This is a genomic window from Clostridium kluyveri (assembly GCF_001902295.1).
In the GTDB taxonomy this organism is placed as follows: domain Bacteria; phylum Bacillota; class Clostridia; order Clostridiales; family Clostridiaceae; genus Clostridium_B; species Clostridium_B kluyveri_B.
In genome coordinates this window covers 3,337,120-3,357,098 of the sequence record NZ_CP018335.1, presented here as the reverse complement: position 1 = coordinate 3,357,098, position 19,979 = coordinate 3,337,120, and the positions used below count along the sequence as shown (strand labels likewise).

Below are 19,979 nucleotides of genomic sequence, written 5' to 3'. Positions count from 1 at the left end.
CATAAATAAATATATTCTTACAATATGTCAGGATCCATATTATTCTTTTGTCGTATGTAATTAATATATATGTCGTTAATAGGGAATTTTAAATTATATTTATGATAATCATCAAAGTTAGAAGAATATGATTTAAACATATTTTTTTCGTATAATTCTTCTAGCTCTCTAAGAATATATTTATATTTATTTTTTTTACATTGTTTTATATCTTTACATGTTATATATTCTTCACATTCGTTACATCTTTTATATTCTTTATATCTTTTACATTTTTTTATATTATAGTAAGGATAATTATAAACCATTTCAATTATGTTAACTTGAAGAGCTTCATTTATAGTATGTATACTATCTCTTAAGCCCCTAAATAAACTTGGACAATTATATCTATATTTATTATAATGTAGAAAGTGATTGGAGGCAAACTATGAAAGGAAAAAGTTATACAAAAGAATTAAAAGAAGAGGTATTAAGAGAAGTGAAAGAAGTAGGAAATGTTTCACTGGTATCAAGAAGGCATGGGATCTCAAAATCAACTATATTTACGTGGATAAAGAATTCTAAGGATGAGATTAAAGTTAAGCCTGGTAGAAAAGCTTTGGTTGAGGGATAAAAAGAACTTGAAAATGAGTTAACAGAAGTAACAAAAGAGAATGATCATCTAAAAAAATTGTTAGGAGAAAAAGATTTAGAAGTAGCAATTCTTAGAGACTTAATAAAAAAATCAAACCCTCAATTAAAGAAAAAGTAGAAATAGCTAAAAAATATATAGATCAAGGATACAATGCAGTATTTGTACTTAAAGTAGTTAAACTCGGAAGATCAACATATTACTATAATTTAAGCGTAGAAGGCAAAGAAAAGGCTAGACCTAAAGGTGGAAAGCCAAAAGGATACAGTATAAACGTAGATGGTGAGAAAGTATGCGATGATCAGATTAAGGAATTTATTTTGGAGGCCATTGATGGGGATGCTATTAACTATGGATATAGAAAAATAACTTACCATCTAAGAAAATATTATAATCTTGTGATTAATCACAAGAAGGTTTATCGGCTTTGCAAAGAGCTCAGAATACTTAAAGACCAGAGAATAATTAAAGCTAAAATAAAGAGAAATATTGCAGTTAACAGAACTATAACAGGCTCAAATCAACTATGGGAAATGGATATAAAATATGGCTACATAGAAGGTGAAGATAAGTTCTTCTACTTACTAAATTTAATTGATATCTTTGATAGGAGCATTATAGATTACCACATGGGTTTACACTGTGAGGCTAAAGATGCTACAGCACTACTGAGAAAGTGCTTAATAAGAAGAAACTTGTTTGAGGAAGGCTCTAAAAAGCCAGTAATAAGAACAGACAACGGGCCTCAGTTTATAAGTCATAAATTTGATGAATGCTGTGAAGGACTTAAAACTGAACATGAGAGAATACCAGTGAAGACGCCAAATAAAAACGCACATGTGGAATCATTTCACAGAATACTTGAGGATGAGTGTTTAAAAATTAATGAATTTCAAAGCTATGCGGAAGCATACAAAATAGTAAATGAATTTATGGAATTCTAGGGAACGTCCATAGGTTTGTGTAAATAGAATAGACGGGATAAAATTTATTTGGAAATTACTATAGGATTAAATTCCTGTAGTAATTTTTATTTTTTAGGAAATAACTAATAATAGTGTGGTTTAGCTTTCTAATAATAGTATTGTTAGCAATAATACTATTATTATTCATCTTTATATAAAATAGTACAGGCTTTATCTTTATATATATGGCTCTATTCTATCTTTAAACATTATGGTTAATTGGGCCAGCGTATTTGCCCAGTTTGGAGAAGGTGCCGTCCATTTCAGCATTATCTGCTCGGTTGCCAGGTATAGGGCTTTTAGAAGGGAATCGTCTGTAGGAAATACAGTCCTTATCTTAGTGAATTTCCTAAGCTGCCTGTTGAAACCTTCCAGGGCGTTAGTTGTATATATTATTTTTCTTATATCTTGAGGAAAATCAAAATATGTAGATAGATTTTCCCAGTTATTTTGCCACGACTGTACAACTATAGGATACTTATCTCCCCATTTATCATTCAGTGATTGTAATGACTTACTTGCCATTGTTTCATTAACTGCCTTATATACTTCTTTTAAATCCTTCATAAAAGTCTTAACATTCTTTGATGGTATATATTTTATAGAATTCCTTATCTGGTGTATTATACAATTTTGTATGTTAATTTCAGGAAAAACTACTTTAATTGCATCTGGAAGTCCTTTAAGACCGTCCATACAGGCTATTAAAATATCTTTAACACCCCTGTTTTTAAGATCATTGCATACAGATAACCAGTATTTTGCTCCTTCTTGTTCGCCAACCCATATTCCCAAAATGTCTTTATGGCCTTTTACATCAAGTGCCATGCAGACATAGGCAGCCTTATTTACAATTCTATGTTCATCTCTGACTTTAAAATATAGAGCATCCATATATACTATAGGATACATTGGATCAAGGGCTCTATTTTGCCATGCTAGAGCTGTATCCATGACCTTATCTGTAATTTTGGATATCATTGCAGGGGATATATCTACCCCGTAAAGTTCATCTATCTCTGATTTTATATCATCTACAGACATACCACGTGCATATAAACCTATAACTTTCTTATCAAGTTCATTACAGACAGTTTCATATTTCTTGACTATCTTAGGTTCGAACTCAGACTTTCTATCCCTTGGTACGTCTACTTTAACCGGGCCAAAACTGGTTCTAATGTTTTTAGAACTGTATCCATTTCTATAGTCTTTATCCTCATCAGAGAGCCTTGCATATTTTTCTCTTCCAAGATGTTCTTCCATTTCTGCTTCTAAAAACTGCTGTATTATACCTCCAAATAGCCTTTGCATAAGTCCATTTTTCCCTACTAAATCTTCCATACTATTACACTTCTTTAATTCCTTTTTTAAATCAATGTCTGGTACTTCTAGTATATTCATATTTAATCTCCTTTCAAAAATTATTTATACTTATTATTACCACTATTACCAGTTCTACATACATAAAAAGAACGTACCTAGATTTGATTTACACAAATCTAGGTACGTTCTCGAATTCTACAATAATAGGAGATTACATTCAAGTTTAAGATTTATGGCTCCACATGAATTTTATAACCTTTATTTTGGAGAAAACCTAACAAATATTCAAATAAGGGTCTAAATTTAAAAGAAATGAAGAATTTATTAGATTCTGTCCAAAACGAGGGGGTTAATCCGCTATATTTATCGTATTTATTATTTATCACTAGCTGTGTATAGTCATATTTTTCGTGATTTATTTCTATGTATTTTTTAAAAAGAGTACTTATATAAGTAAATGTGTCTTTATCATTATTATAAGTACATTCTTCTAAAAAATAAATTATTAGATAGTAATATACTTTTGTCAATAAAGGGATAAGATAGTGTCTCAAATAAATAAAACTGCAATTTAATTTATTAATACTTATATAATAATCATTACTATTCTTTTCGTTGATTTCCTTATACTTTTTATAAATTATATCTAGGTAGTTACTTCTACTAAATACCATAGGAATAGATGATATATTAGATAATATTTCTAATTTATAGGATAAATTAATTTCATTCGTTTCTTTTAATTTTTCCTCTAATTTTTTCTCTTCTTCTTTGAGTATGTTTTTTAATGTTTTTTATAAAAGTTTGTCATTTCATCTTTTTGCTTCTTGATATAATCATTAAGTTCATTAACTTCTTGTTTATATAATTTAATCATATATTCATATAAGGTATGTATATATGAAATATTAAAAAGACGTTCTATTATATATGATTTGATAATTTTATCAAATTCATTATTTGTTTTTGTTATTATTATATGTAGTTTTTCATGAAAGCTACTTAATTGTTTTAAATTTATTTTATGTAACTTTTTAGGATTATAAGGGCATGTCCTCCATAGATCTATTACTGTATAAAAAATTTCTGGGTAAATATATATCAAAATAGTATCCTTTTTTCTATTCTTTTCTAAAATATCTTCGTAAAAGCATCTATAGAAATCAGAATAATTATTAGAACAATTTTTATTACACTGAAACCACATAGGAAATTTCATCTTAAGATTCTTAATAATATCGTCAAGATCTTTAGAAGAGTATTTATCAGAGCAGCATATATTTGTGTAGTAATCATCTGCGCATTCATCTAAAGACCATCCTTTTAAATCTTTATTTATAATAGATAGATAAATATTTAAAATACTATGGAATTTAATGTCTTCAGTCAACAAACTCTTTTTTATTCCTAAATTTTTAATCCATTCAGCTTCAATATATTTTTTGCATATATCTATAGTTATTTTCCAGATTTCATCTAAAAAGTAGTTATTATTAATATTTTTTAGTTTAAATTTATGTTTGTCAATTTCGTCCATGATATCTGATGGAAAGTTATTAAATTCCTTATAAATGTCTTCTAAAATCATATCATAAAATTTCATATAAATTTTCACAACCCTTCATTATATTAAAAATAATATTAATAGTCAATTTTTTACATTAAATGTTAAAATAATTACTTATTTCTACGCTTGTGTTAAATTGATTATACCAAAAATAAAACTGTTTTTAATAAATTATGCTAAAGGAGATATGATTTTATGAACCAAGAAATAAAAGTTAGATTATGTAAAAAGTCTTACAACCCACTTGATGATGATATGGTGGAAATAATTGAACCAGACTCAAAGTATGTTACTGATGGGATCGGACAAAATTTTAAATACTGGACATCCAGAAATCCAGTATTTATCTCAGCACAAACCGGTATGGGAAAAAATACCTTTGTTGAAAATGTTCTTATAGAAGATGCCCTGCAAAATAATTATAGAATTTTGATTATTAGCAACAGAGTTGCATCCAATCGTCAGCAAAAAGAACGAATAGCCAAAGTAACAGGGTGTGAAGTATATTTAGAAGATTATACACCTAAAGGATTAGATAAAATTGAACTATTTGGAAATATTCGCATAATGACATACCAAAAGCTAGGTAACAGCCTTAGTACTTTTTCTGCCAATGAGTATTCTATAGTAGTCTTCGATGAATGCCACTTTTTTATAAGTGATGCTTTATTTAATAATAAAACTAATGAAATATTTAAAAAAAGTATAGATACTTTTCAAAATTCATTAAGAATATACATGACATCTACGCCAGATGAAATTTTTTCTTTGATTTTAGAGGAAGAGAAAAAACTTATGTATACTCTTGAATATGCCTTATACCAAAATATTAACTCTTATCAATATTTCAAAAAAATTTTGTATTACAATTTTAAGCGTGATTACAGTTATATTTGTACAAGATACTTCAATTCAAAGGAAGAAATATTGGATTTAATAAAAAAAGATGGGTCAGAATATAAGTCTATAATATTTATAAATTCTAAGATTAGCGGAAAGAAAATACTAGAGAGAATTGGCTCTAATAATGCTGTTTTTATTACTGCTGAATCTAAAGATTCCCAAGATACTGATGGAAAAATTTATACTGAAATTGTAAATGAGAAAAAATTTAATTCCCAAATATTAGTTTGTACAAGTGTTTTAGACAATGGAATTAATTTAAAAGATCCTCTTTTAAAAAATATTATTATTTTTTCATATGATAAAACTGAATTTTTACAAATGTTGGGTAGAAAGAGAATAACAGATGATGAAAAAATTAATCTTTATTTGTATAGAGGAAAAGTAGAAGAGATAAATGCAAAATTATCAATAATAAAAAAACAATGTGGATTTATAAATGGATTTAATTCTAATCCTGTATCATTTTTAAATAAAAATTTCACTAACAATGATATCTATAAAGGATTATTTTATTTTAATAAATGCCAAAAACTTTGTCTGAATGAATTGGCAGAAAAAAAACTATGTAATAATAAATCCTTTCTTGAAAGGATTATAGATAGCTTAAATGGAGGAGATAAGGAAGCCTTTATTTTAGAACAGCTTTCTTGGATAGGGCTAAAGGAAACATATAATCCTAGTTCATATATTAATTATGTAGATCCTGATAAAAATAAAGCTAATTTTATAAATTTTTTAGATAAATACTGTGGTATTCCATTATTAGATGATGAACTTGATTCTTTTGAGAAAGAGTTTAAGATTTTAACTACTGCTGCTTATGGGATGCAAGAGGGAGATCGTCAGGATAGACCCAATTACAAAGCAACTAAAATGAGAAAAATTTTTAAGAATTATAACTTAAATTATAATATAAAAATTAAAGATAAAGTATCTACATTGGTGAAGGATGTTAAATAATTAGCTTCTAAATTTGATAAAGTAATTTAAATTATTTATATATTATAAAAATGAGGAGGTAGTTTATAAATGGAACTATCATTATATACTGTGAAAGAAGTTTCAAATATTTTAAAATGTTCTCCAGCAAAGGTATATGAATTAGTTAGACAAGATAAAATCAAACCAGTTACAAGAGTTGGAAAGAAGATATTAATACCCGTAATATCTTTGAAGAGTTTTATTTTAGGAAAATCGGTTGAAGAACTATTAAAACTTAAATCCATTGATTAAAATATTTTAAATTATTTAAGTATGTTTATTATTAAACATGCTTAAATAATAATTTTTATGTAGTACGGAGGTTTTAAAATGGAAGGCTCAATTAAGAGTAGGAAATTAAAAAATGGCAAAACAGTGTATGATATTATAGTTGATTTGCCAAGAAAACCAGATGGCTCAAGGAATCAACTAAGGAAAAGAGGTTTCAAGAGTAAAAAAGAAGCTCAATTGTATATTGCAGATGTAATTATGAAATCATCAAATGGGCATAATTTTTCGGGGGATAAAATTTTATTGAAAGATTATTTAAAAAGATGGCTTAAAACCGAAGGTTCTTCACTTTCTCCCTCCACACAAAAGCGTTATAATGAATTTTGTGTTCATATAAGTAATCATCTTGGAGAAATTCCTATCAGCAAACTTACAGGCTTACAAATAAAAGAATTTTATAAGAATCTTGAACAACCTCAAGTATATTCAAATTTTAAAAAGGGGCTTAGTAGATCGACTATACTAAAGGTGCATAGGATGCTACATAAAGCCCTTACTGATGCTGTACGTGATGGAACTATAGATAGAACTGTTATATCCAATATAAAATATGGCAGTGTAGAAAAAACGGAAACAAAGGTATGGGATAATTCAACCTTTTATTCTTTTATAGATAAAATAAAAGAGGAATTAATATATTTACCTGTACTTCTAGCATTTGAAACTGGGTTAAGACAATCGGAAATCACAGGTCTTAAATGGGAGGATATAGACATAAATAAAAAACTACTTACAGTAAAACGCAATTATGGATATGATGCTTTAAAGAAGAGTTTAAGTGATAAAAAGACTAAAACTAAAAGTTCTCTCAGAGTAATTAATTTATTTGATAATACAATTAAAAATTTAAAGAAACAAAAACAGCAGCAGCGTCTTAATAAATTATTGTATGGCAAAGCATACATAGAAAGTGGATATATTTGTACTACATCAAATGGGAATCCTATTAATCCACTTTATATAAGTAAAAGGTTTGCTCAATTAGTAAAAAAGCATAATTTTAAGAAAATAAGATTCCATGACCTTAGACATTCTCATGCTACTATGTTATTGAAAGAAAATGTTCATCCTAAAATTGTAAGTCAGTAGAACCGTTGATTCTACTGACTTTTCTTTGGCAGGGGCAGTAGGAATCGAACCCACAACCAACGGTTTTGGAGACCGCTACTCTACCAGTTGAGCTATACCCCTATATTATATTTGGTGCCGAAGGCGGGACTTGAACCCGCATGCTGTTGCCAGCGACGGATTTTGAGTCCGTTGCGTCTGCCAATTCCACCACTTCGGCATGATATAAACCAGTTTGATTTACTTTTAATGTCTATTAATTCCTGTAGTTAACATATAAAATAATAACAGGTGCTAAGGTATTTGTCAACTAGAATTTCAAAACTTAGCAGAAAATCTTTTATAATAGTTTTAGGTTTAGAATAAGGGTGCTTTTCTGAATATTATATTGTATAATGTTTAAAAAATGAATTAATAACTAATCATTAAATACTACTCCATTATTTTCTTGTATAAAATTACTTATAGAGTTCGCAATTTTATCTATTTGGTTATAATCTAAAATATCTGGAGTGTCCGTAGGCTTGTGAACTAACTTTTCTATACCTTCTTGTACAAAAAAAACGTTGGATATACCTGCATTTTCAAAACTAAGATGGTCACCTGCGCCTTTAACTCTGGTATCTGCAAATCCAATATTATCATTTTTTAAAGTAGTTTTTACAGCGTCGTATAGTTTATTGGATACCTTACTCATATTCTTCAAAGCAAGATTTCCCCCATCTTTAGCTCCTATAGAGTCTATATTAATATTGTATATACTGTCATATAACTTTTTGGATTTAATCTCATCAACAAAGGCACGACTTCCAGCTAAAGCTTCTTCTTCTCCATTAAAGGCACAAAAAATTATGTCTTCATCAAAAGATTTTTCTGTAGACTTCTCCTGTAAAGTATTAGCTATTTTTATTAAAGCAGATACACCAGAGGCATTGTCTAAAGCCCCTCTTATAATTTTCCCGTCTACATCGCCTAAATGGTCAAAATGTGCCGATACTATAACAGCTTTTTTACTATCTTTGCCTTTTATAACTCCGATGACATTATTAACTGTGCTAACTCTAGTATTCTCTTTATAGGCCTCAAAAGATTCAAATTGTCCATCTCCATACTGTTTCGAAATTTCTTGTAAATATCCATCATAATAAGTATCTCCAAACAAAGGTTTTAATTCCATATCTTTAAAAATTTTTGAGATATATTGTCCCGCTTTCTCATTACCTTTTGAACCAATAAACCTCCCTTCGAACTCATTTGAAGCTAAAGTATCAACTATTTCTTTAGTTGTTGGAATTTTTGCAGGTGCCTGTACCTGTACTAGCTGCTTATTACTTTCATTGACTTTTATAGCATTATGGTTAAATGAGATTAAAGAGCATGATGAAAAAGTTAAAGTTATAGCTACAATAGCCCCCATTTTTAATACAGATTTAATAACAATCCCTCCTTTGATTCAGTTAATGGCATATATGATCATTGTACCTTAATTGTAATAATATGTAAATAAATGCGTAAAAATATTAGTAAGGATTTTGTGTGAAATATTTTCAGACGAAATAGATAAAAGTAAAATACTAATAGAAGGGTGAGTGTGAAAAATTTGTATATAAAAATTTAGGTTGCAAATTTTTATTACTGTAGTAAAATGAAAGTAAAATATAATAGTTTTGTGGGGGTGCTTGTAAGAGCTGAGAAGAAGTATTTCTAACCCTTTGAACCTGATCCAGGTAAAGCTGGCGGAGGGAAACAATATTGTATAGTCTTATAGGATTTTTAAGTGTATGTTTTTCTGCATACACTTTTTATTTTTATTTGAAGGCTGGAATCAGATAATACTCCCAGCTTCTTCAAAATGGGGATGAGTAATTTACAAATGGAGGTGTTTTAAATGAAAAAGGTATTGACAATTGCAGGTTCTGATAGTTCAGGAGGGGCTGGTATACAGGCGGATTTAAAAACTATGAGTGCTCTTGGAGTATATGGCATGAGTGTAATTACTGCTGTTACGGCACAAAATACCATTAGGGTACAAGCTGTTATGGATGTGAATCCGGAAATAGTAGAGGCTCAGATAAGAGCTGTATTTGATGATATAGAAGTAGATGCAGTAAAAATTGGTATGGTTTCAAATAGCCGCACTGTATCTATAATACAAAAACTCTTGGTGGAATATAAGGCTGAAAACGTAGTATTGGATCCTGTAATGGTATCAAAAAGCGGATACTTTCTTTTAAAGCAGGAAGCCACAGAAGCTATAAAAGATATAGTGAAAATTGCAGATGTTGTGACTCCAAATATTCCAGAAGCGGAAGTACTTACTGGACTTAAAATAGAAAGTAGAAAAGATATGGAAAGGGCAGCTTTTAGAATAAAGGAATTAGGAGCAAAAAGTGTACTTGTGAAAGGCGGGCATAGGTGTAATGATGCAGATGATATCTTATTTTGTGATAATACCATATTAAAATTGAATGGGAATAGAATAAATACTAAAAATACTCATGGTACGGGATGCACTTTATCTTCTGCTATAGCATCTTATCTTGCTAAGGGTTACAGCATTGATAAGTCTGTACTTCTTTCAAAAGAGTATATAACCAAAGCTATAGAGAATTCATTTGATTTAGGAAGAGGGGTTGGTCCTGTGGGACATTTTATTGAAATTTATAAAAAAGCGGGTATAGATTTTTAAATATTAAAAATAAAATACAGTATCGATTAATACTTGATCTTTAAATATGAGGGAGGATAATAAGAAATGAATGATTTAAGATTGGATAAGGTTTCAAAGGTATTGAAAGAAGTTAGGAAAAGTGTGCCTCTTGTACACTGCATTACCAATTATGTAACCATAAATGATTGTGCTAATATTTTACTGTCTTATGGTGCTTCACCTGCCATGTGCGAAGCCTATGATGAAGTTTTTGATTTTGTCAAAATATCGTCTGCTTTATATATAAATATAGGAACTTTTACTAGAGAACAGGAGTCTTCTGCAATTTTGGCAGCTATGTCTGCAAAAATACACAATATTCCAGTAGTATTGGATCCGGTGGCTTGTGCTGCCATACCAAAGAAGATTCAGTTTATAGATAAACTATTCAAAGTTGGAAGAGTTGATGTGATAAAGGGAAATATAGGAGAAATTAAATTTTTGGCAGGAGAAACTTCAAATGTAAAAGGAGTAGATTCTTTAGAGGATGGAGAAGGGGCTTTGGAGTGTTCTCGGATTTTGTCTGAAAAATATAATTGTGTAGTTGCAGCTACAGGAAAAAAAGATTTTATAGTACAGGGAAAAAATAGTGCAATAATTGAAAATGGAACAGAAATGCTAACTAACATAACAGGAGCAGGATGTATGCTTGGAGCGCTTTGTGCTGCTGCCTGCGGAGCTTTTGAAGACAAGTTTATGGCTGCTGTGGGGGCCATACTTTCCATGAATATAGCAGGTGAAGAAGCCTATAAGGAGGCTAAAGCCCCAGGAAGCTTCAGAGTAAAGCTTATAGATTGTATATATGAATTAAGTGAAGAAAAATTGAAAAAGGGAGGTAAAATAATATGGAATTAGATTATAGTTTATATCTAGTTACAGATAGAAATATTTTAAAGGGGAAATCTCTTTATGAGGCTGTGGAACAAGCCATTTTAGGTGGGGTTACCCTGGTGCAGTTAAGAGAAAAAGATGTTTCTACAAGAGAATTCTATAAGCAGGCATTAGAATTAAAAAAAATAACTGAAACTTATAATGTTCCTTTGATAATAAATGACAGATTAGATATAGCACAAGCGGTAGATGCAGAAGGAGTACATCTTGGACAAAGTGATATGCCCTTAATTGAAGCTAGAAACATATTGGGTAAAAATAAAATAATAGGAATATCTGTAGGCAATGTAGAGGAAGCTTTGGAAGCAGAGAAAAATGGTGCAGATTATGTTGGAATAGGAGCGATATTTTTTACAGGTACTAAGAAGGATATAGACATTCCCATAGGAATAAAGGGGCTAAGAAGTGTATATAATAGCATAAATATACCTGCAGTTGCAATTGGAGGGATTAATGAGAATAATTTTAGGGAAGTATTGTCTACAGGAATTAATGGTATTTCTATTGTATCTGCCATCTTAGGCAAAAGTGATATAAAGGCTGCGGCTAAAGCTTTGCATAAATAATGTTTTTGTTGACTCATATATATAAAAGTTTATACTTTAAAATAGAAATTATAATTCCAATTAAGATACTTTAAGAAAGGAAAGTAAAGAATATGAGTATGAAATTTATTAAAAAAATGCCTACTGCAGAGGAGATAATAGAGGAAATGCCTTTATCAAAACATCTAAGGGAAATTAAAAAAAATAGGGATGAAGAAATAAAAAAAGTTTTTTTAAATGAAAGCAGTAAATTTCTCCTTATAATAGGACCTTGTTCTGCAGATAATGAAGATTCTGTTTGTGAATATATAGGCAAGCTTGCAGAGGTACAGGAAAAGGTAAAGGATGTTATAATTATTATCCCTAGAATTTACACAAATAAGCCAAGGACCACAGGCGAAGGATACAAGGGAATGGCACACCAGCCAGATCTAAATAAAAAACCGGATTTGATTGCAGGTATAAAGGCCATTAGAAAAATGCACATAAAGTCTTTAAGTGAATACCATATGCCTGCGGCAGATGAAATGTTGTATCCTGAAAATTATACATATCTTGCGGATTTGTTAAGTTATCATGCCATAGGTGCTCGTTCCGTAGAAGATCAACAGCATAGATTTACTGTAAGTGGTATTGATATGCCAGTGGGAATGAAGAATCCTACCAGCGGAGATTTAACGGTGATGTTAAACTCTATTAAAGCGGCACAACTACATCATACTTTTATATATAATGGGTGGGAAATTGAAACTAGCGGAAATCGAATGGCTCATGCTGTGTTAAGGGGAGCTGTAGACTCCTATGGAAGAAATATTCCAAATTATCATTATGAAAATTTAGTTATTCTATCTAGAAGATATGAGGAAAAACAATTATTAAATCCTTCCATAATTATTGATACCAACCATGCAAATTCCATGAAGCGTTATAAAGAACAACCACGAATTGCAAGGGAAGTACTTATGAGTAGAAAATATGATACTTCTCTTAAACATATGATAAAGGGATTTATGATTGAAAGCTATCTTGTGGAAGGAAATCAACATGTAGATGAAGGTGTATATGGAAAATCCATTACAGATCCATGTTTAGGGTGGCAGGATACAGAAAAACTTATTTATTATATTGCTGAAAATATATAGATATACTTGTTCTTTGACAATAATTTAAATTAATCATTTTGAATAATATAAACATATATGTTAAAATGTTATATAAAACATCTTCAGGTTGATTATGAATAGATGGAACATATTTAAAATATAAGTATATTTACTGGAAGAGGGAGATGATGTATAATATGGACATTTCATTTTTAGGGGGAGCTAGAGAAGTAGGTGGAAGTTGTATACTTGTTAGAATATATAATAGAAATATATTAATGGATTGTGGTATAAGACAGAGCTCATCTAAAGATGCCCTTCCAGATTTTAAATCAATTCAGGAGCAGGGAGGCATAGATGCTATAATTATAAGTCATTCTCACATGGATCATATAGGATCTTTGCCTATAATAAGTAAAGAATATCCATTAGCTAGAATATATACTACTAAAATGACAAAAGACTTGATGAGGGTACTTCTTTATGATAGTTTGAAAATTATGAATAATAGAGAAGGGGAAATTCCCCTATATGCAGAATCAGATGTTAAAAATATGCTAAATAGCATATTTCCTATAAATTATATGGTGGAATTTCCTATTTTTCAGGATGTAAAACTTACATTTTATATGGCGGGACATATAGCAGGGGCAGCCTGCGTTTATATTACCACTCCAGAGGGCTCTCTGTTTTATTCTGGAGATTTTTCTGTATTTTCACAAAAAACTGTAGAAGGACTAAAAGTTCCAAGGTTAAGACCGGATGTAGCAATTTTTGAAGCTACCTATGGAGATAGACTGCATTCAAATAGAGAAGTGGAAGAAGAACGTCTTATAGATATTATAAATGAATGTAAAAGAAAAAAAGGAAAAATGTTGATTCCGGCTTTTGCACTTGGTAGATCCCAGGAAGTATTGCTTACCATAAAAAAGGCACTGAATAAAAATATATTAAAGGATATTAAGGTTTATGTAGATGGAATGATACGGGATATAAATAGAACCTACAAGTTAAATCCACTATACCTCAAAAATTCTTTGGGAAAGAAAATATTAAGAGGAATTGAACCTTTTTATGATGATAACATAATTCCTGTAGATAATAAACTTAGAGAAAAAATATTAGAAGATGATGAATCTTTAGTGATAGTTTCAAGTTCAGGTATGCTCACAGGAGGGTATAGTCAGTATTATGCAGAAAAAATAGCTCCCATGGAAAATGGTTATATAGTTATGACAGGATACCAGGATGAAGAATCTCCAGGAAGAAAACTTCTGGAACTTTTAAAAGAAGAAAAAGATAAAAAATTGCATATAAATGATAAAACTATTCCTGTAAATTGCAAGGTAAAAAATATAGGGCTGTCAGCTCACAGTGATAAAAGTGAGATAAAATCACTTATAAATTTTTTAAGTCCAAGAAATATATTTATAGTACATGGCAATGAGGATGTGATAGAAAATTTTTGTATGCAGCTTTCTTCAGAAGTAAAGGGAAAAGTGTATGCACCTAAATGCAGTGAAATCTATGATATTAATATAAACAAACCTCGAAAACAATGGAGAAAATCTTTGGATAAAGTTATGAACCGTAATGAAGAATTAGATGAAAATAATTTAAAAAAGTTTTGGGAGTTTGTGTCACTTAATTATGGAGAAAGATTGTTCACTCTGGAAGAGATGATTTATATATGGAGTGGAAATAATAAAGAAAGAAGTGCAACGGAAAATTTTCAAAGAATTATAGTGAATTCTCCTTATTTTGAAAGTGATAATAGAAGATTGTTTCTGTTTAAATGTAAAAGTGAGGAAAAGGTGAAGGAAAATTTAAAAACGAAAGAACTTAAGCCAAATGAACTAAAAGAATTTACTAACAGGTATTTTAAGCATTTTAATCCTAAAAAGTCAAGCTTTATGTATGATGAAAAAAAAGTGATTTTAAATTTTCACTTTCCCTCTACAGTGCATAAAAGTATAAATAATAAAATAGAACAATTTGAAAAAGAAGTGGGCTGGAAGGTGGAAATAAGTGATACTATAAATATAAATGCAGCCTCTGAAATTATAAATAACATTTTAAATGAGGTATCTATAAAAAAAATATCTTATAGGCTGGAGCAGAAACAAGCTATAGTTATGACAAATTCTAAATATATTATAGGAAAAGATAAGATTAAGGAATTTGAAAATACTACAGGGCTTTGTTTATTAGTACAATCTCCAGAGGATGCGGTAAAGGATAAACTGGAGCACATTTGCATAAAAGCTCTAGGTGAATTTGAAACCATGGAGCAAAATAAAGCTTTAAGTTTAATAGGGGAGTTCTTTGATAAAGAGGAGTTTAAGCCTTATAGAAAAAGTATAAAATCATATAATGATGAAAAACATATAGAACTTTCCTTTATAAGTCCTGTAATCGGAGAAAAATATAAAATACATATTCAAGATTTAGCAAATTTAACAGGATGGAATATCAGTATATCCAGCAGTGCAAATCAAAATGAAATAATAAATATAGCCCTTGATATATGTAAAAGAAAAAATATAAAATTAAAGAAAAATCCTTCTTTTAATAATATAAATTTAAGTTTAGAGCTAAAATTGGAAGATGTGAATGTAGAAGATTTGGATTCTGTAAAATTAGAATTTGAACACAAAACAGGATGCACATTAAAATGGTAATCCAGGGGAAAACACCATTGTATTCCCCTGATGAAAAAATTTTTTTTACATAGAACATTGAATTATTTTATCTAATAGTTTTGTGAAGGATATATTTACTCCATTAGCGCTTTTAGGGAAAAGACTATTTTTTGTAAGTCCCGGCAGAGTATTAAGCTCAAGTACATAGGGAACTTTATCTTTTAGTATCATGTCTACTCGGACATAGCCTTTGCATTTGAATAGTTCCCAGCACTTTAGGGATATTTCTTCAATCTTACTTTGAAGTGGTTTTTCAAATTCTACTACTATTTCTTCAGAACCGCCATCTGCATATTTTGAAGTGTAATCAAAGAAAGAACCCTTATTAGGTTTTATGGCAAGTATGGGTAGGGCAGTTCCGTCTAATATACAGCAGGTTATTTCGTCTCCCTCTATATATTTTTCGATCATAACTTCTTTGTCGTAATTAAAGGCAAGACGAGCAGCTTCTTCTATATCTTCACTCTTTTTTATTATAGTAGTTGCTACACTTGAACCGCCGGAATTTGGTTTTACAACTACAGGATACCCCATATTTTCTAAATAGTCATAATCAATATCCTCTATGGATTTTATACATATCCATTTTGCTGTATTTATATTGGCAGAATACAGCAGTTTCTTACTTATGTCCTTATCCATACAGATACCACTGGTTAAAGGGCTGCAGCCTGAATAAGGTATATCCATGGTCTCGAAAACGGATTGTATTATGCCATCCTCACCAAATTTGCCATGAAGAGCAATAAAGGCAAAATCTATATCTTTTACTTTTTCAAATACATCATTTTTCTTATCTATAACAATAGGTACTATTTCATATTTATTTTTATCCATATAGTTTATTATGGATTTTCCTGAATTCAGGGAAACTTCTCTTTCAGAAGATATCCCACCCATTATAATTCCTACTTTCATATCATAATTCCTCCAAAATGAACTTTATTTTCAGGCAGTGGGCCTTTTAATATAATAATATACATTTTCATTTAAATGTTAAAGAGCCACAACAGTGGTATTTATATGGGATAGTGGTTTTAAAAAAAATAGTATTGACATTATTTTATTGTGTGCTATAATTTATCCTGTAAGTTATGAATTTAATATAAGCTTTATCAAGAGCGGTGGAGGGACTGGCCCTATGAAGCCCGGCAACCAGTATTGTTTTTTAATACATTGGTGCTAATTCCTACAGCTTAAGCTGGAAGATAGGGGATAGTTTGAGGCTTTTAGCTCGAGGTTATCCTCGAGTTTTATTTATTTTTAATTTAATATTATAAGGGGGAATAAGAATGAAAAGGGTACTAACAGTTATTTTATCATTAATATTTGTTCTTGCATTAGTTGGATGTGGAACACAGAAAAGTGAAGGAAGTACAAGTAAAAGTGAGGATAAAACTACTATAAAGATAGGGGCATCTCCACAACCTCACAAGGAAATACTTGAGAAAGTTAAGCCTATACTGAAAAAAGCAGGATATGACCTTCAAATAGTTGAGTTTACAGATTATGTAACTCCGAATAAGGCATTGCAGTCAGGGGAAATAGATGCAAACTTCTTTCAGCATATACCATATTTAGAAGAGTTTAATAAAAAGAACAATACAGATCTAGTTTATGTTGCCAAAGTGCATATTGAACCAATGGGATTTTACTCAAGTAAAATTAAAAGTTTAAGTGAATTGAAAGATGGAGCACAAATTGCCATACCAAATGATGCTACAAATGGAGCTAGAGCTTTAAAATTATTAGCCAAGGAAGGACTTATAAAAGTAAAAGATGGAGATACAATATCAAAACTGGATATAACTGAAAATAAAAAGAATTTAAATATACAGGAGGTTGATGCACCACAACTTCCAAGGATACTGGCAGATGTGGATGGGGCAGTTATAAATACAAATTATGCATTGGAGGCAAATTTAAATCCAACTAAAGATGCCATTGCCATAGAGTCAAAAGATTCACCTTATGCCAATATAATTGCAGTTAAGAAGGAAGATAAGGATAAACCTTATATAAAAGCATTGGCAAAAGCTGTAAATGATGAACAGATTAGAAAATTTATAAATGAAAATTACAAAGGGAGTATAGTTCCTGTATTTTAAGTAAATTTGATACTGAAGACCCTAAAAAAATTTAGGGGAAAATAGATAATTTTAGCTAAAATCACCTCATAGAATAGAGAATAATATCTTTTAAATATTTAAACAGGTATTATTCTTTATTTATTTGTGTAATTGTGTAAAAATATATTTGAGGTGAAATTTATTATGTTCTCTAATATTAAAATAGATAAAGATAGGGTTGTATATATACAATTAAAAGATTATATTAAAGATATGATACTAAAAGGACTTCTTAGAAGAGATGAAAAGCTCCCTTCTACCAGAGAAATGGCGTCCATGTTTAATGTAAGCAGAAATACCATAATGTGTGCCTACGAATTTTTACAGGATGAAGGCTTTGTATACATGAAAAAGGGCAGAGGAACTTTTGTTTCAAATGTGAAAGTGGATTTTCAAGAGAAATGGAATGTATCCTGGGAAAGTAAAATAAATAATTATGGCAGACTTTCAGAAAAATTAGATATAATTAAACATGAAGCCAAATGGCAAAAGGGAATGATATCTTTTAAAAGCATAGCTCCTGATGAAAATTTATTTAATGTAGATGAATTTAAAAAGGCTTTTTTAAACAGAATGGCTATAGAGGGAGAAAAAGTCCTAAATTATGGATATGCAAAGGGATATAAACCTCTTATTGAATATCTATTGAAATATATGGAGAATAAAGGGGTAAATATACAGGAAAAAGACATACTCATAACCAATGGTTTCACAGAAGGGTTTGATCTGGTGTTATCCTGTATTACAAAAGAGGGAGATGGTATAATATGTGAAAATCCCACTCATAATACTGCAATTAAGATTATGAGGCTTCATGGACTTAATATAACAGGAGTAGATATGGAAAGAGACGGGGTTAACTTAAATATGCTTGAAGAGGAGCTGAAAAAAAGTAAATTTAAAATTTCTTATTTTGTTCCTTCCTATCATAATCCCACAGGCATTGTGATGTCCCCGGAGAAAAGGGTTTCTATATATAATATACTTAAACATCATGATATACCTATAATTGAAGATGGCTTTAATGAGGAGCTTCGATATTTTGGAGCACATGTATCCCCTATGGCTGCTTTCAGCGGCTCTGGCAATAGTGTTATATACATAGGAAGTTTTTCAAAGATATTGTTTCCAGGAATAAGAATAGGGTGGATATTAGGTGACAAGATACTTATAGATTATTTAGAGAGCATAAAGAGAAGCAGGAATATTCATACTTCTTCCCTTGATCAAGCAATTTTTTATGATTACTTAAACTGCGGCAATTTTGATAAATATATAAAAAAGGCTAGAAAAGTGTATAAGGAAAAATATGAATTTGCATTAAAATGTGCAAAACAGTATATAAAAAATAGAGAGGTACTGGGAGAAGGGGGAATGCATATATTTATAAAATTAAAAGACATAAATTCAAGGGAACTTTTAGCTGGATGTTATAGAAGGAAAGTTATATTCACCCCAGGAGATGTATTTTATGTAGATAATAAGGGACAGGATACTTTAAGGCTGGGGTTTTCAAGAGTTAGTAAAGAGAATATAAAAAAGGGTTTTATGATAATTGGAGAAGAAATTGAAAAATTAGGAGGATATGTATAATGAAAAGAGTATCAAAAAAAGTATTGTATGAAGGTAAATGGGTTAGAATGGAAGAAGTAACTTATCTGGGAAAAGAAAATGAACTTCTAAAGTGGGAGAGTATAGAGAGGACTAATACTACAAGTACAGTTATAATAATAAGTAAGCTGGTACCATCTAACAGATATATATTTATAAAACAATACAGGCCTGCGGTTGATAAGTATGTTATTGGATTTCCAGCGGGACTAGTGGAAAATGAGAGTTTATTTGAGAGTGCTGTAAGAGAACTAAAAGAAGAAACAGGATATAATGGAAGGATAAAATCTGTAGGACCTGAGCTTTATGCAAATCCAGCCCTTGTGACGGATAGAGTCAGGGTAATAAAGATGGAAATAGATGAGAGTTTAGAGGAAAATAAAAATCCCAAACAGCAGCTGGAAGAAGCGGAAGATATACAGGTAATTGCCCTGCATAAAGATGAAGTAAGAGAGTTTTTGCTCAGGGAACAAGCAAAGGGCACAGCTGTAGCCATAGCACCATGGTATGTTTTTTATGGATTACATGAGGATTAATAATTTTAAAGTAT

Annotated in this window: 18 protein-coding genes, 2 tRNA genes and 2 riboswitches; of the genes, 13 read left to right on the top strand and 7 right to left on the bottom strand. The window is 30.1% G+C overall.

The window, feature by feature from the left end; genetic code table 11:
- Window positions 1-17: 17 nt before the first annotated feature.
- On the bottom strand, window positions 18-308 hold the full coding sequence (locus tag BS101_RS23440; protein WP_073539774.1) for a hypothetical protein: 291 nt from the start codon (window positions 306-308) through the stop codon (window positions 18-20).
- A 122-nt stretch (window positions 309-430) separates the two neighbouring features.
- Here BS101_RS23440 and BS101_RS22910 point away from each other — a divergent pair, with 122 nt between their 5' ends.
- Both BS101_RS22910 and BS101_RS16195 read left to right on the top strand, forming a co-directional pair.
- Window positions 431-616, top strand: coding sequence for a transposase (locus tag BS101_RS22910; RefSeq protein WP_073539773.1), 186 nt, complete (start codon window positions 431-433; stop codon window positions 614-616).
- Window positions 617-726: 110 nt separating this feature from the next.
- Window positions 727-1,578: a DDE-type integrase/transposase/recombinase gene (locus BS101_RS16195; RefSeq protein WP_347472945.1), complete on the top strand. Its 852-nt coding sequence runs from the start codon at window positions 727-729 to the stop codon at window positions 1,576-1,578.
- Between the two features lie 198 nt (window positions 1,579-1,776).
- On the opposite strand, the gene BS101_RS16190 is transcribed toward BS101_RS16195, so the two are convergent.
- Both BS101_RS16190 and BS101_RS16185 read right to left on the bottom strand, forming a co-directional pair.
- Window positions 1,777-3,003, bottom strand: a complete 1,227-nt coding sequence (locus BS101_RS16190; RefSeq protein WP_073538466.1) for an IS256 family transposase — start codon at window positions 3,001-3,003, stop codon at window positions 1,777-1,779.
- Window positions 3,004-3,709: 706 nt separating this feature from the next.
- Window positions 3,710-4,513: a hypothetical protein gene (locus BS101_RS16185; protein WP_207649435.1), complete on the bottom strand. Its 804-nt coding sequence runs from the start codon at window positions 4,511-4,513 to the stop codon at window positions 3,710-3,712.
- A 174-nt stretch (window positions 4,514-4,687) separates the two neighbouring features.
- Between BS101_RS16185 and BS101_RS16180 the strand changes: the two genes are divergently transcribed.
- From BS101_RS16180 to BS101_RS16170, 3 genes are all read left to right on the top strand, one after another.
- Window positions 4,688-6,358 carry a DEAD/DEAH box helicase gene (locus tag BS101_RS16180; RefSeq protein ID WP_073539771.1) on the top strand — a complete coding sequence of 557 codons (1,671 nt, stop codon included), beginning with the start codon at window positions 4,688-4,690 and terminating at the stop codon, window positions 6,356-6,358.
- A 69-nt stretch (window positions 6,359-6,427) separates the two neighbouring features.
- Window positions 6,428-6,631 carry a helix-turn-helix domain-containing protein gene (locus BS101_RS16175; protein ID WP_073539770.1) on the top strand — a complete coding sequence of 68 codons (204 nt, stop codon included), beginning with the start codon at window positions 6,428-6,430 and terminating at the stop codon, window positions 6,629-6,631.
- 78 nt (window positions 6,632-6,709) lie between these two features.
- A complete protein-coding gene (locus BS101_RS16170) occupies window positions 6,710-7,759 on the top strand; it encodes a site-specific integrase (protein ID WP_242951306.1) in 1,050 nt (349 codons plus the stop codon).
- Window positions 7,760-7,785: 26 nt separating this feature from the next.
- Here the strand turns inward: BS101_RS16170 and BS101_RS16165 are convergent.
- The 3 genes from BS101_RS16165 to BS101_RS16155 form a co-directional block, all read right to left on the bottom strand.
- Window positions 7,786-7,861 (bottom strand) — tRNA-Trp (locus tag BS101_RS16165).
- Window positions 7,862-7,871: 10 nt separating this feature from the next.
- A tRNA-Leu gene (locus BS101_RS16160) sits at window positions 7,872-7,958 on the bottom strand.
- Window positions 7,959-8,156: 198 nt separating this feature from the next.
- Complete coding sequence (locus tag BS101_RS16155; RefSeq protein WP_073539769.1) at window positions 8,157-9,155, bottom strand: M28 family peptidase; 999 nt, start codon at window positions 9,153-9,155, stop codon at window positions 8,157-8,159.
- A 244-nt stretch (window positions 9,156-9,399) separates the two neighbouring features.
- Window positions 9,400-9,501: riboswitch (TPP riboswitch) on the top strand.
- A gap of 125 nt (window positions 9,502-9,626) precedes the next feature.
- Here BS101_RS16155 and thiD point away from each other — a divergent pair.
- The 5 genes from thiD (at window position 9,627) to BS101_RS16130 (ending at window position 15,668) form a co-directional block, all read left to right on the top strand.
- Window positions 9,627-10,427 carry a bifunctional hydroxymethylpyrimidine kinase/phosphomethylpyrimidine kinase gene (thiD, locus tag BS101_RS16150; RefSeq protein WP_073539768.1) on the top strand — a complete coding sequence of 267 codons (801 nt, stop codon included), beginning with the start codon at window positions 9,627-9,629 and terminating at the stop codon, window positions 10,425-10,427.
- Window positions 10,428-10,493: 66 nt separating this feature from the next.
- Window positions 10,494-11,303 carry a hydroxyethylthiazole kinase gene (thiM, locus tag BS101_RS16145; protein ID WP_073539767.1) on the top strand — a complete coding sequence of 270 codons (810 nt, stop codon included), beginning with the start codon at window positions 10,494-10,496 and terminating at the stop codon, window positions 11,301-11,303.
- Window positions 11,294-11,905 (top strand): thiamine phosphate synthase, encoded by a 612-nt coding sequence (gene thiE / locus BS101_RS16140; RefSeq protein WP_073539766.1) that lies wholly within the window; start codon window positions 11,294-11,296, stop codon window positions 11,903-11,905. The genes thiM and thiE overlap by 10 nt, the downstream gene beginning before the upstream one ends.
- A 92-nt stretch (window positions 11,906-11,997) precedes the next feature.
- Entirely contained in the window at window positions 11,998-13,026 is a 1,029-nt protein-coding gene (locus BS101_RS16135) for a 3-deoxy-7-phosphoheptulonate synthase (RefSeq protein WP_073539765.1), read from the top strand.
- 158 nt (window positions 13,027-13,184) lie between these two features.
- Window positions 13,185-15,668 carry an MBL fold metallo-hydrolase gene (locus tag BS101_RS16130; RefSeq protein WP_198039497.1) on the top strand — a complete coding sequence of 828 codons (2,484 nt, stop codon included), beginning with the start codon at window positions 13,185-13,187 and terminating at the stop codon, window positions 15,666-15,668.
- Window positions 15,669-15,713: 45 nt separating this feature from the next.
- On the opposite strand, the gene BS101_RS16125 is transcribed toward BS101_RS16130, so the two are convergent.
- Entirely contained in the window at window positions 15,714-16,607 is an 894-nt protein-coding gene (locus BS101_RS16125) for a D-alanine--D-alanine ligase (RefSeq protein WP_073539763.1), read from the bottom strand.
- 191 nt (window positions 16,608-16,798) lie between these two features.
- Window positions 16,799-16,904, top strand: a riboswitch (SAM riboswitch).
- A gap of 77 nt (window positions 16,905-16,981) precedes the next feature.
- On the opposite strand from BS101_RS16125, the gene BS101_RS16120 reads away from it, so the two are divergent.
- The 3 genes from BS101_RS16120 to BS101_RS16110 all read left to right on the top strand — a co-directional run bounded on the left by BS101_RS16120 (window position 16,982) and on the right by BS101_RS16110 (window position 19,965).
- A complete protein-coding gene (locus BS101_RS16120; RefSeq protein ID WP_073539762.1) occupies window positions 16,982-17,797 on the top strand; it encodes a MetQ/NlpA family ABC transporter substrate-binding protein in 816 nt (271 codons plus the stop codon).
- A gap of 165 nt (window positions 17,798-17,962) precedes the next feature.
- Window positions 17,963-19,411 carry a PLP-dependent aminotransferase family protein gene (locus BS101_RS16115; protein WP_073539761.1) on the top strand — a complete coding sequence of 483 codons (1,449 nt, stop codon included), beginning with the start codon at window positions 17,963-17,965 and terminating at the stop codon, window positions 19,409-19,411.
- Complete coding sequence (locus BS101_RS16110) at window positions 19,411-19,965, top strand: NUDIX domain-containing protein (RefSeq protein WP_073539760.1); 555 nt, start codon at window positions 19,411-19,413, stop codon at window positions 19,963-19,965. The genes BS101_RS16115 and BS101_RS16110 overlap by 1 nt, the downstream gene beginning before the upstream one ends.
- The last annotated feature ends 14 nt before the right edge of the window (window positions 19,966-19,979 follow it).